Below are 12,608 nucleotides of genomic sequence, written 5' to 3' on the forward strand. Positions count from 1 at the left end.
TGTTGAGTTCTCAAGGAACGGTCGCTTCCTTTGTACTCACCCTCTCGGGCTTTCCTCCGGGCTTCCCTTCGGTCTTGCGTTTCCGACTCTATCAGGTCTTTTCTCGACCCGATTTCCTCGGTGCTTTCCAGGTTTCCGCTTTCGCGTTTCCCTTTCCGGCGGTTCCGACTCTATCAGATCCTTTCGGGCCTGATTCCCAGTCAGCGGGGTTTGTCTTCGCGGCTGTTGGGCCGCTCCGACGTTCCTAACCTTAGCGCGCCCTCTCGGCGATTCCCAAATCGAAGCCGTTCGGAGTCGATCAGGTCGTCGAGTCCCAATTCGAATTGAATTCGGACGTGCCGAATCAACCCCGTCGGGAGGTCGAGCTGGTGGTTTGGATGCCGCTGCTGCGGCGGAAGTGCTGCCGAAGAACCGTTACGGCTCCGCGGCAACCCGAAGAACTCTACGGATCCGGCATGGGGCTGTCAAGCGGCCCCTGTCAAGATCTTTTCGGCCCGGGCGTCAGTCCAGGTCGGTGAGGCGCCCGCCGGCATCCGGCTGGGCGTGCTCGACCCGGCGCAGCAGGCGCGTGAGCACTTCGCCCAGCGCCGTTCGCTCGTCGGGGGTCAGGTCCTGGAGCAGGTCCTCCTCGAAGACCGACGCCAGGCGCATCGCCTCCAGCCACTTCTCTCGCCCCTCGGATGTCAGTTCCACGATGACTCGTACGCGGTTCGACTCGTCTCGTTCACGGGTCACCAGAGATTCGGCGACCATGCGGTCGATCCGGTGGGTCATCGCGGCCGGGGTGAGGCCGAGGCGCTTGGCGAGGTCGCTGGGGCCCAGACGGTAGGGGGCTCCGGAGAGGACCAGGGCCTTGAGGACCTCCCACTCCGCGTTGCTGATGCCGAGGGCCGAGGTCTGGCGGCCGTAGGCGACGTTCATGCGGCGGTTCAGGCGGGAGAGGGCCGAGACGATCTGCTCGACCTGGGGGTCGAGGTCCTGGAACTCGCGCTGGTACGCGGCGATCTGCTCTTCGAGGGTCGGCTCGCTGGGGCCGGGGGTGTCGCCCATGTGCGCAGTATCGCATGGCTCTTCTTTGCCTTGAAGTCCTTGGATATGTACTCTTTAGCTTCGAACTTTAGTTTCGAAGTCTTCACTCCTAACTTGTGAGAGAGGTGAACGTGACCAGGGCGATGGGCGCAGCGATGCGCCGCATTCACGTGGGTAACGCACTCAGCGCGTTCGGGCTCGGCTTCACGGTCCCGTACCTGTACGTCTATGTGGCGCAGGTGCGAGGGCTGGGGGCCATGACGGCGGGTCTCGTACTCGCCGTCTTCGCTGTGGCCGCGCTGGTGGTGCTGCCGTTCGCCGGGCGGGCCATCGTCCGGCGCGGCCCGCTGCCGGTGCTGCTCGCCGCCCTGGTCACCGCCGCCCTGGGAGCGCTCAGCCTGGGGATCGCGAGCAGCGCGGCGGCCGTGCTGGTGTCGGCCTCCCTGCTGGGGGCAGGCCAGGCCGTGATGCAGCCGGCGCTCGCGACGATGATCGTGGACTGCTCGTCGGCGGAGACGCGGTCGCGTGCCTTCGCCATGCAGTTCTTCCTGCAGAACCTCGGACTCGGCGTCGGTGGCCTCATCGGCGGGCACCTCGTCGACACGACGAGCGCCGCATCCTTCACGCTGCTCTTCGCGATCGAGGCGGCGATGTTCCTGCTGCTGGTCGTGGTGATGGTGACCGTGCGGATGCCGCACGCGCCGCGGATCGAGGGCGCTCCCACGGCATCGGGCCGGAGCGGCTGGAAGCAGCTGCTGGGCAACCGGGCCATGGTGCAGCTGTGCGTGCTGGGCTTCGTGCTGTTCTTCGCCTGCTACGGGCAGTTCGAGTCGGGGCTGAGTGCGTACGGGGTCGAGGCCGCCGGGATCTCGACGTCCGCGCTGGGGACCGCGCTGGCCGCCAACACGCTGGTGATCGTCATCGCGCAGTTCGCCGTGCTGCGGTTCGTGGAGCGGCGTCGGCGGTCGCGGGTGATCGCCGCTGTCGGGCTGATCTGGGCCGTGGCGTGGGCCGTCGCCGGGTACGCGGGGCTCGGGCACGGGAGCCAGGAGATGGCGACGGCCGCGTTCGTCTCGACGTACGCGCTGTTCGGTCTGGGGGAGGCGATGCTGTCGCCGACCGTGGCCCCGCTGGTCGCGGATCTCGCGCCGGAGGGCATGGCCGGGCAGTACAACTCCGCGTTCGCCCTGGTCAAGCAGCTCGCGCTGGCCGTCGGGCCTGCGGTGGGCGGGCCGCTGGGGGCCTCGCTGCACGCGCCGTACATCGTGGCGTTCCTGGTGTTCTCGCTGGGGATCACCGTCCTGGCCGTGCGGTTGGGGCGGCAGCTGACCGAGGCGCAGGATCAGCCGTGGCTCGGCAAGAGCCGGGTCGTGGCGCGGGGTGGGGCGCCCGTTTCCGCGGACGTCTGATCCGCGGTCCGGTCACGTCGGCTGGGTGCGCGGCAGGGCGAACTCGCACCACACCGCCTTGCCGCCGCCCGGTGTGCGGCGGCAGCCCCAGTTCGACGCGATCGTGGCGACGATGGCGATGCCCCGGCCCGATTCGTCGCCCGGTTCCGCTCGGCGGCGTCTGGGGAGGTGGTCGTCGCCGTCGGTGACCTCGATGATCAGGCGTCTGTCCGTGCGGCGCAGGCGCAGTCTCATCGGCGGGGTGCCGTGCTGGAGGGAGTTGGCGACCAGTTCGCTGGTGGCCAGGACGCCCAGGTCGTGCAGGTCGGCGGGGAAGCGCCAGCTGGTCAGGACGCCCGAGGCGAAGGCACGCGCGCGGGGGGCCGCTTCCACGCCGCCCAGCAGTTCCAGGGCGGCGTTGCGGAAGAGCTCGCTGTCCGGGCCGCTGCGCGCGGGGTGCTGGAGGACCAGGACGGCCACGTCGTCGTCGTGGTCGGGGGTCACGCCCGCGGAGCGGACCAGGCGGTCGCAGACGACCTGGGGGGTGCCGGTGGCTCCGGCCAGGGCGCGTTCCAGGGCGGCGATGCCCTCGTCCAGGTCCGCGTCGCGGCGCTCGACCAGGCCGTCCGTGTAGAGGACGGCCGTGGAGCCGGGGGCGAGGGGGATCGAGCCCGAGGTGTGCATCCAGCCGCCGGTGCCGAGCGGGGGGCCGGTGGGTTCCTCGGCGCGCAGCACCGTGCCGTTCTCGTCGCGGACGAGGATGGGGAGGTGGCCCGCCGAGGAGTAGATCAGCTTGCCCTCGTTCGGGTCGTGGATGGCGTACGCGCACGTGGCGATCTGGTTGGCGTCGATCTCGGCGGCCAGGCCGTCCAGGAGCTGGAGGACCTCGTGCGGGGGGAGGTCGAGGCGGGCGTAGGCGCGGACCGCCGTGCGGAGCTGGCCCATGACCGCCGCCGCGCGCACACCCCGGCCCATGACGTCGCCGATGACCAGGGCCGTGCGGCCGCCGCCCAGGGTGATGACGTCGTACCAGTCGCCGCCGACGGCCGCCTCCGTGCCGCCCGGGTGATACGTGGCGGCGATGCGCAGGTCGTCCGGCTCTTCGAGCTCCTGGGGGAGCAGGGACCGCTGGAGGGTGACCGCCGTCTCGCGCTGGCGGCGTTCGCTGGCGCGCAGGCGTTCGGCGGCTTCGGCGTGGTCGGTGACGTCGGTGGCGAAGACGAGGACGCCCCTGCCGTCGCTGCCGCCCTTGCCGTCGCCCTGGGCGACCGGGGTGCAGGTGAAGGTGTAGGAGCGGCCGTCGGGGGCCTTGCGGGACTTGACCGTGCGCGACTTGCCGCTGCGCTGGACCTGGTCCAGGAGGGGGAAGAGGCCGAGGGCGTCCAGCTCGGGGAGGGCCTCGCGGGCGCGTTCGCCCATGGGGCGTACGCCGAAGGCGCTCGTGTAGGCGTCGTTGACGTAGGCGATGCGGTGGTCGGGGCCGTGGACCAGGGCGACGAGGGACGGGACGCGGTCGAGGACCTCACGCACCCGCAGTTCGTCGACGGCGGGAACGATTGGCGTCTCGTCGGTCAGTTGTTCGGCACGGGCGGAGGGTACGGACCCTTCCCCCCGCCGGTCCGGGGAGGCCGTCTGCTCGGTCCGCGCTGCGGCGCGGCGCTGCGTTCCGGGGAGCCGGGCGCTCCAGCGCGTGAAGTTCACGAATCCTTGCCTCGTGTAGTGGTCGGCGGCCGGTACCGGAACCGGCCGGGGCCCCGGGGGGCCCGCGCCGGGGCGAGTGGTGGCATGCCCGCGGTGGTGGACCAGTCTGGCAGTGCGCGGACCGGACCGACATCCGTCAGACGCCGGGCCGGCCGGTGGAGTTCCTGGGTCCGGTCAGGACGACCCCTTCGGGTTGTGCGGGGGGTCTTGAGAAGGCTTTCCACCGGCCGCGAGTTCGAACTCCGCCCGGGGGTGTTCGAGTGAACCCAGGGAGACGATCTCCCGTTTGAAGAGGCCGGCCAGGGTCCATTCGGCGAGCACGCGCGCCTTGCGGTTGAAGGTGGGCACGCGGCTGAGGTGGTAGGCGCGGTGCATGAACCAGGCGGGGTAGCCCTTGAGCTTGCGTCCGTACACGTGGGCGACGCCCTTGTGCAGGCCCAGGGAGGCGACCGACCCGGCGTAGGCGTGTGCGTACGTGTCCAGGCGCTCGCCACGCAGCGTGTGCACGATGTTGTCGGCGAGAACCCTGGCCTGGCGGACCGCGTGCTGGGCGTTGGGCGCGCACTCGCGGCCCGGTTCTCCCCCGTTGCCGCCGGCGGTGACATCGGGGACGGCGGCGGCGTCTCCGGCGGCCCACGCGTGCGTGGTGCCCTCGACCGACAGTTCCGGCGTGCACCTCAGACGTCCGCGGCCGTTGCGGGGCAGGTCGGAGGCGGCGAGCACCGGGTGGGGTTTCACGCCGGCCGTCCAGACGACCGTACGGGTGGGGAAGCGGGCGCCGTCGCTGAGGACGGCGACCCGGTCGGCGCAGGACTCGAGGCGGGTTTGCAGGCGGACGTCGATGTTGCGGCGGCGCAGTTCGGTGACGGTGTAGCGGCCCATCTCCTCGCCGACCTCGGGCAGGATGCGGTCCGAGGCCTCGACGAGGATCCACTTCATGTCCTCGGGCTGGACGTTGTGGTAGTAGCGCGCGGCGTAGCGGGCCATGTCCTCCAGTTCGCCGAGTGCCTCCACACCGGCGAAGCCGCCGCCCACGAAGACGAAGGTGAGGGCCGCGTCGCGGATCGCGGGGTCGCGGGTGGAGGAGGCGATGTCCATCTGCTCGATGACGTGGTTGCGCAGGCCGATGGCCTCCTCCACGGTCTTGAAGCCGATGCCGTGGTCGGCGAGGCCGGGGACCGGCAGGGTGCGCGAGACGGAGCCGGGGGCCAGGACGAGCTGGTCGTAGGACAGCCGCTGTCCGCCGGTGCCCTCCTCCTCGGTGGCGAGGGTGGTGACGGTGACGGCGCGTTTCGCGTGGTCGACGGCGGTGGCCTCGCCGATCAGCACCCGGCACCGGTCGAGGACGCGGCGCAGCGGGACGACGACGTGGCGCGGCGAGATGGCACCGGCGGCGGCCTCGGGGAGGAACGGCTGGTAGGTCATGTACGGGTCGGGGGTGACGACCGTGATCTCCACCTCGCCCCGGTCCAGCTCCCGTTTCAGTCTGCGCTGCAGGCGCAGGGCCGTGTACATCCCGACGTAGCCGCCACCGACAACGAGAATGCGCGCACGTTCCTTCACCATCCCATGACGCACCCGTCGCTTGAGTTTGTCCACAGCCTCGACGAATTGTGTGACCGGAGCGGGAGCACGCGCGGAGTTGGCCTGATTAGCGACCTGCGATGCATTCGCGCAGGTCAGGAGGGGTGGCGTATGGGGCGCGCGGGGGCACATTCGGGACGTATGCGGCTCGTACTCCGATCGGTGGGCGCTCCGTGCGGAACCTGCCCCTTCTGAATTGACTCCCTCTCAACTATGTTCGTGTGTCGACGGGGTGTAGGGGGATGCGCTCACCGGGGTCCGCGACGGGCGGGCCGCGGGACCGGGGCGGTTCCCCCGTCCCGTCATCGAATGGCGGGGAGTCTCCGGGGGGAGACGTCATTACCGGGGGAATACATATGCATGTTCAGGACTCTCATTGGTCGCCCGCGTCCGCTGTCGCGGCGGGCGGCATGACGATGAGCGCGGCGGCGGGCAACGGACGCGACGTGTCGCGGACGACGCCGCTGCGCGTGGACGCACAGCGCAATCTGGAGCACGTACTGCGTGCGGCGCGCGAGGTCTTCGGCGAGCTGGGGTACGGCGCGCCGATGGAGGACGTGGCGCGGCGCGCGCGGGTCGGCGTGGGCACGGTGTACCGGCGGTTCCCGAGCAAGGACGTCCTGGTGCGGCGGATAGCCGAGGAGGAGACCTCCCGGCTGACCGACCAGGCGCGTGCGGCGCTCGGACAGGAGGACGAGCCGTGGTCGGCGCTGTCGCGCTTCCTGCGGACGTCGGTGGCCTCCGGCGCCGGGCGGCTGCTGCCGCCACAGGTGCTGCGGGTCTCGGTCGAGGACGGCGCGGCCGGCCCGCGGGTGCCGCAGCAGCGGACCCAGCCGGGTGGGACGGAGCTGCGACTGGTGCCGGACCAGCCGGTCGCGGTCGCCTCGGCACCGGCGGTCGCGGCCGAGGACGACGCCGGGACGTCGGCGCTGCTCGAGGTCGTGGGCCAGCTCGTGGACCGGGCGCGTGCGGCCGGTGAACTGCGGGCGGACGTGTCGGTGGCGGACGTGCTGCTGGTGATCGCCACAGCGGCGCCCTCGCTGCCGGACGCGGCACAGCAGGCGGCCGCGTCGGCCCGGCTGCTGGACATCCTGCTGGAGGGTCTGCGCTCGCGACCGGCGTGAGCCGCCGGGGCCCGGGCCGATCCGGCCCGGGCCGGGCGGGACGTCCGGCCCGGAGCGAAGGGGGAGCCTTCCCCGAGCGAGTGACGGCTAGTACTGCCGTGCGGTGAGTCCCCACGGATGAGTGATGGTCCGGACTCCGGGGTTCTGACCAAAAGCCGATATGGCACGCTGACCCGGTGGTTGGACGGGTTGGGCGGCTGCCGGGGGCTTTCCGCGATGGGCGTTGACGGGCGGGACGAGTCGAGCGGTAGCGGCAACGGCGACGCCACAGCCGGCGGACCGGTCCCGCCGCAGGTGCCGAGTCAAGACGGACGCGCGAGCGTGCCGCCCGGCGGGCACCCCGCCAAAGGCTCGGTCCCGGCCCAGCGCAACCGCCGCGAGGACGGTGTCCTGCCGCCGCCGCGCGTGCTGCCGCCGTCCGACGCCGACCTCATCGACCGGATGCGCTCGGGCGACGACACGGCGTACGAGGAGCTGTACCGGCGCCATGCGCAGGCCGTGCGCCGGTATGCCCGCACCTGCTGCCGCGACGCCCACACCGCGGACGACCTGACCGCCGAGGTCTTCGCCCGCATGCTCCAGGCGGTCCGCGGCGGGGCGGGCCCGACGCACGCCGTACGCGCGTACCTGCTCACCTCCGTCCGGCGCGTCGCCGCCTCCTGGACGAGGTCAGCGCGGCGCGAGCAGCTCGTCGACGACTTCGCGGTGTTCGCCGCCCAGTCCGCACGCGGCTCCGACGTCCCCGACGACGACACACTCGAACTGGGCGCGGACGTACGGGCGATGCACGCGGCCGAGCAGTCCCTGGCCATGCGAGCGTTCCGGTCGCTGCCCGAGCGGTGGCAGGCCGTGCTGTGGCACACCGAGATCGAGGACGAGTCGCCCAGCGAGGTCGCCACGCTGTTCGGGCTGGACGCCAACGGCACACGCGTGCTCGCCAGCCGGGCCCGCGAGGGCCTCAAGCAGGCCTACCTCCAGGCCCATGTCAGCGCCGCGCTCACCGGCGACGAGGAGTGCGCGCGCTACGCCGACCAGCTCGGCACCTTTGCCCGCGGGCGGCTGCGCACGCGGGCCGAGCGGGGGCTGCGCAAGCATCTGGACGCGTGCGCGAAATGCCGGCTGGCCGCGCTGCAGATCGAGGAAGTGGCCGGCGGTATCCCGGCCGTCGTGCCGGTCGCGGTCATCGGCTGGTTCGGGGCCGCCGGGTATGCGAAGGCGGCCGGGCTCATCGCCGGGGGCGCGGGAGCGGCCGGTGCGGCGGGCGCGGCCGCGGCGGCGGGTGGCTCGGCCGGTGGGGCAGGCGCTGCGGGCGGTGGTTCGGCCGGTGGGGCCGGAGGCGGGGGTGGTGCGGCGGCCTCCGAGGGGCTCGGCGCACCGGTGAAGGCCGGTATCGCGGCCGGTGTGGTCGCCGTCGGTGTGGTGGCGGCGGTGGTGATGGCCCTGGCCGGCAACGAGGAGCCGAAGGAGCAGGCCGAGTCCGCTCCCTCCTCCCCTCCGCCGTCGTCGGTGGTGCGCCCCGGCGAGCCCACGCCCTCCCCGTCACCGCCGGAAGCCGGTCCGCGGCCACGGCCGCCGGGGATCGTGCCCGCGCGCGCCGGAACGCCCACACCGGCGCCGGACCCGCGGACCAGCCCGAGTCGCGAACCGGCCCCTACCCCGACCCCGGCGCCGACCCGGAAGCCCGCTCCACCGCCCGCGTCCCCCCAGCCGACACCGTCCCCCGCCCCCACGCCGACGCCCCCTCCCCCGTCGCCTCCGCCCGCCCGCGCCGTCTACCAGTGGAGCGGCCTGTCGTACGACATCGACGGCGACGGTACGAAGCCCGAGATGCGGAGCGGTTCGAGCAGCTGGGTCTGGCAGCGGTCCGGCCTGTCGATCGGCGACCAGCGGTACGCCCACGGCGTCACCGTGCACGGCCGCTCCTCCGTCACCATCGACCTCAACCGCTCCTGCTCGTCGTACGACGCGCTCGTGGGGGTGGACGACATGACGCTGCGACTCGGCAAGGTGTACTTCTCCGTCTACGCCGACGGGGTCCGGCTGTGGCGGTCCCCGCTGGTCGAGGGCGGTGACGCGGCCGTGCCCGTGCAGGTGGACCTCACCGGCCGCAGCACGGTCCGGCTGGTGGTGGAACCGCGCAGCGCCCTCGACAACCTGATGCCGGTGGACTGGGCGGAGTCCAGGTTCACCTGCCGCTAGCGGACACGGAGCATCAGGAGATCCGGCCGGTGGTGGCGTACGCGCCGCGCGCCTCGTCCAGTTCGACCAGGACGTCGTCGGCGGTGAGGGCCGTGCCCCGGGCGCGCTCCGCCTCGCAGCGGGAACTCCCCAGGGCGTCACGCACGGCGGCCCCGACCCGTTCCGCCTGGGAGCGCTCCGGCATGGAGCGCGGCCGGCCGGACCGCCAGTGGTCACCGGTGCCGAGCAGCCGGGCGGCGCGCGGGAAGTCGCCGAGGTCGGCCAGCACTCCCGCAGCGCCCTCCACGACCATGGCCCGGATCACGTCCGAGCACCGCTTGTGCACGGCTTCGCGCAGGGCTCCGCTCAGCTTGGGCAGGGCCGAGCGCAGGCCGGACTCCCGCGCCGTGATCAGGGCGTCGAGCAGGAGCAGCATCACCAGGAACTGGGGTGGCGGTGTGCCGGGGGCGGTGTTCGCAGTGGCCTCGTCGCACCACGCGCGCGCCCGGTCGAGATGCCCGTCCTCGAACGCCATCTGGGTGCGCATCAGCAGGATGTACGCCTTGGAGTCCCGTACGCCGTACCGCTCCGCGGCGGCGGTGGCCTCGTCCAGCAGCGCCAGCGCGGTCACCCGGTCCCCGGCGCGGTAGGCGATCTCGCCGAGCCGGGCGATGAGGAACGGCGACTCGGCGTAGGCGCCCACCTCGTAGGCGAGGCGCAGGGCCTCGTCGTACTCCCCCTTGGCGTCCTCGAAGCGGCTGCGCGCCATGGCGAGCTCACCGGCCGCGCTGCACACCTGGGCGCGCAGCCAGCGGTCACCCGCGCGGCGGCTGAGGACCCGCAGCTCCGCGAGGTCGTCGTCGACGCCGTCCAGGCCACCGGGTCCGTCGACGACCGTATGCGCACGGAACATCAGGGCGACGGAGACCTCCCAGTCACCGCCGTACGCACGGCAGTTGGCGACGGCGGAGTCCAGGACGGTCCGGACCTCGCCCGGGTCGCCCAGGAAGGAGGAGAGGATCGGGCAGACGAGCCCCGGGACGCGGGCCGCGTGCGGGCCGCCCCTCTCGTAGTGGGCAAGCACCCGATCCATGTACGGCCGCTGCTCGTCGACGAACGTCTCCATGGGTTCGGCTTCGGTCATGAAGAACAGATGCAGCATGCGCACATCCATCCGCAGGTCGTGCAGCGGATGCCCCGCCTCCCCGTCCGGCGCGTCGAGGAAGTGCTCGATGTGCCCGGGCAGCTCCGGCTCGCCGTCGGCCGGCGCACCACCTGCGAGGTCGAGGGCCACGCCCAGCCGCAGCGTCCGCTCCAGCCACTCCAGGCCCTCGTGACGGTAGTTGCGCAGCCAGCAGAACCAGCCCATGGCGAGGGCGAGGGCAGCGGCCTCCTCCTCGTCCCCGGCGGTGAGGGACCGGTCGAGAGCCGCGCGGATGTTGTCCAGCTCGGTCTCCAGACGGGAGATCCACGGCAGTTGCTCCGCGGAGCGCAGCAGCGGATCGGCCCGCTCGGCGAGCGCACGCGCCCAGGCGCGGTGCCGGAACTCGGCGGCGGCGCGCACCCGGGGGACGTCGGCGGCCCGTTCGACGGCGTACTCGTGGATGGTCTCCAGCATCCGGTACCGCATGCCGGAGGTGCCGTCGTCGGCACCGGGGGCCGCCACGACGAGGGACTTGTCGACGAGCGCCCCGATCAGCTCGGCGGCGGGCCCGGAGCACACCGCCTCGGCCGCCGCGAGGTCCCAGCCGCCCGCGAACACCGACACCTCGCGCAGCATGGTCCGCTCGGCGTCGTCGAGCAGGTCCCACGACCAGTCGACGACGGCCCGCAGGGTCTGCTGGCGGGGCAGGACCGTACGGCTTCCGGAGGTGAGGAGGCGGAAGCGGTCGTCGAGACGGTCGGCGATCTGCCGGGGGGTGAGCAACCGGAGCCGGGCCGCCGCCAGTTCGATGGCGAGCGGCAGCCCGTCCAGCCGCCGGCAGATCTCCGCCACCGCCCGCTCGTCGCGGAGGACGGCGTCCGCAGCGTCGGGACGGACGGCGGCGGCGCGCTCCGCGAACAGCCGGCGGGCGTGGTCCGGAGGCAGGGGTTCGACCGGGCGCACCGACTCACCGGGCACGCCCAGGGGTTCACGGCTGGTGGCCAGGATGGTGAGCTCGGGGCAGCGGGTGAGGAGGGTCTCGGCGAGGTGGGCGGCGGCGCCGATGACATGCTCGCAGTTGTCGAGGATCAACAGCAGGCTGCGCTGGGCGCAGTACTCGACGAGCAGGGCGACGGGGTCGTCCTGCACGGCGGTGAGCTCGCTGGTCATCAGCACGGTCTCGCGCAGACCGAGCGCGCTGACCACCGCTCCCGGCACCGCCTCCGGCCGGTCGAGCGGGGCGAGCTCGGCCAGCCGTGCCTGCGGGAGCCCGGCGGCGGCCTCCTCGGCGAGGCGGGTCTTGCCGGAGCCGCCCGGTCCGGTGAGCGTGACGAGCCGGGCCCTGTGCATCTCGGAACGGATGGCGTCGATCTCGGGTTCCCGGCCGACGAAGGAGGTCAGACGGGGACGGATGGTCCCGGGGCGCATGCGCTCGCGCTCCGGCGGAGCGGGCGGGGCCTTGCCGTCCCGCGGGGCGGTATCGAGCAGCTCGGCGTGGAGGGCGCGCAGTCGGGGCCCGGGGTCGGTGCCGAGGCCTTCGGCCAGACAGCGGCGGGCGGTCTCGTACGCGGCGAGGGCGTCGGCGGCCCGGCCGGTGTCGCGCAGGGCCTGGATCAGCAGGGCGTGCAGCGGCTCGTCGTACGGGTGTACGGCGGTCAGTTCCCGCAGTTCCGGGATGGCCTCCGGCCCGCGGCCGAGCCGTATCCGGGCCTCCGCCCTGGCCCGGGTCGCCTCCAGGCGCCTCGCCTCCGGGCGGGTGGCGGCGGAACGGTCGGGGAGGTCGGCGAGGGCGGGGCCGCGCCAGAGGGCGAGGGCGGCGTCGAGGTGCCGTTCCGCGAGGGCGGGGTCCTCGCCGGTGAGGGCGTCGGTGCCCTGCCGGACGAGCCGTTCGAAGACGAAGAGGTCGATGTCGTCCTGGCCGGCCGCGAGTCGGTAGCCGCCCGTCTCGGAGGTGACGGCGTCCTTCCCGAGGGCCCTGCGGAGCCGGCCGATGAGGGCCTGGAGGGCGGCGGGGGCGTCCTGGGGCGGCTCGTCCGCCCAGACCTCGTCGATGAGCGTCCGGGGGGTGGCGACACGGGAGGGCCGCAGGGCGAGGGCGGTGAGCAGCGCGCGGAGCCGGGGGCCGCCGACGGGTACGACTGCGCCACGCTCGTCCTCTGCCGTGGTGACACCCAGGATTCTGTACCGCACGGGGTCATTGTCGCCCGGGCGGGGACGAGAGCCGCGGGGTTTTCGGTACGGGGCGTTGCGGGTGCCCGGGTGCAGGTACTCGGCGCTGTCACCGGGGCCGGGTGGGTCCCCGGCCCGGCGTAGCGGAGTACCGCTGCGCCGCCGCCCTCCCCGTGCGCGCAGGCAGGCAGGCAGGCAGGCAGGCGGAGTCACACCCGCCGGACAACGCGAGGGGAACATGTCGGGGCCGCCCACCCGCGGCGATCGGCGCGTCGACCCACCGCAACCGGC

The 12,608-nt window shown here is 73.0% G+C and carries 7 protein-coding genes; 3 read left to right on the plus strand and 4 right to left on the minus strand.

Annotated elements, in window-relative coordinates; genetic code table 11:
• Positions 1–501: 501 nt before the first annotated feature.
• On the minus strand, positions 502–1,050 hold the full coding sequence (locus tag ACFY9E_RS12315) for a MarR family winged helix-turn-helix transcriptional regulator (protein ID WP_248503519.1): 549 nt from the start codon (positions 1,048–1,050) through the stop codon (positions 502–504).
• Between the two features lie 122 nt (positions 1,051–1,172).
• Between ACFY9E_RS12315 and ACFY9E_RS12320 the strand changes: the two genes are divergently transcribed.
• Positions 1,173–2,438, plus strand: coding sequence for an MFS transporter (locus ACFY9E_RS12320; protein ID WP_390983646.1), 1,266 nt, complete (start codon positions 1,173–1,175; stop codon positions 2,436–2,438).
• Positions 2,439–2,450: 12 nt separating this feature from the next.
• Here ACFY9E_RS12320 and ACFY9E_RS12325 read toward each other — a convergent pair whose 3' ends face one another.
• Together ACFY9E_RS12325 and ACFY9E_RS12330 are read right to left on the minus strand one after the other, a co-directional pair.
• Positions 2,451–4,118, minus strand: coding sequence for a SpoIIE family protein phosphatase (locus ACFY9E_RS12325; protein WP_390982104.1), 1,668 nt, complete (start codon positions 4,116–4,118; stop codon positions 2,451–2,453).
• Positions 4,119–4,292: 174 nt separating this feature from the next.
• Entirely contained in the window at positions 4,293–5,684 is a 1,392-nt protein-coding gene (locus tag ACFY9E_RS12330; protein ID WP_390982107.1) for an FAD-dependent oxidoreductase, read from the minus strand.
• A 374-nt stretch (positions 5,685–6,058) separates the two neighbouring features.
• On the opposite strand from ACFY9E_RS12330, the gene ACFY9E_RS12335 reads away from it, so the two are divergent.
• Both ACFY9E_RS12335 and ACFY9E_RS12340 read left to right on the plus strand, forming a co-directional pair.
• Positions 6,059–6,826 (plus strand): TetR family transcriptional regulator, encoded by a 768-nt coding sequence (locus ACFY9E_RS12335; RefSeq protein ID WP_390982110.1) that lies wholly within the window; start codon positions 6,059–6,061, stop codon positions 6,824–6,826.
• A gap of 216 nt (positions 6,827–7,042) precedes the next feature.
• On the plus strand, positions 7,043–9,025 hold the full coding sequence (locus ACFY9E_RS12340) for a sigma-70 family RNA polymerase sigma factor (protein WP_390982113.1): 1,983 nt from the start codon (positions 7,043–7,045) through the stop codon (positions 9,023–9,025).
• A gap of 13 nt (positions 9,026–9,038) precedes the next feature.
• Here the strand turns inward: ACFY9E_RS12340 and ACFY9E_RS12345 are convergent, their stop codons facing one another.
• A complete protein-coding gene (locus ACFY9E_RS12345) occupies positions 9,039–12,338 on the minus strand; it encodes a BTAD domain-containing putative transcriptional regulator (protein WP_390982116.1) in 3,300 nt (1,099 codons plus the stop codon).
• Positions 12,339–12,608 lie beyond the last annotated feature (270 nt).

It is taken from the genome of Streptomyces sp. NPDC012466 (assembly GCF_042955215.1).
GTDB lineage: Bacteria > Actinomycetota > Actinomycetes > Streptomycetales > Streptomycetaceae > Streptomyces.

Coding starts and splice junctions, on each gene's coding strand:
- ACFY9E_RS12315 (WP_248503519.1), bottom strand. CDS start 1,050: ATGGGCGACACCCCCGGCCCCAGCGAGCCGACCCTCGAAGAGCAGATC.
- ACFY9E_RS12320 (WP_390983646.1), top strand. CDS start 1,173: ATGGGCGCAGCGATGCGCCGCATTCACGTGGGTAACGCACTCAGCGCG.
- ACFY9E_RS12330 (WP_390982107.1), bottom strand. CDS start 5,684: ATGGTGAAGGAACGTGCGCGCATTCTCGTTGTCGGTGGCGGCTACGTC.
- ACFY9E_RS12335 (WP_390982110.1), top strand. CDS start 6,059: ATGCATGTTCAGGACTCTCATTGGTCGCCCGCGTCCGCTGTCGCGGCG.
- ACFY9E_RS12340 (WP_390982113.1), top strand. CDS start 7,043: ATGGGCGTTGACGGGCGGGACGAGTCGAGCGGTAGCGGCAACGGCGAC.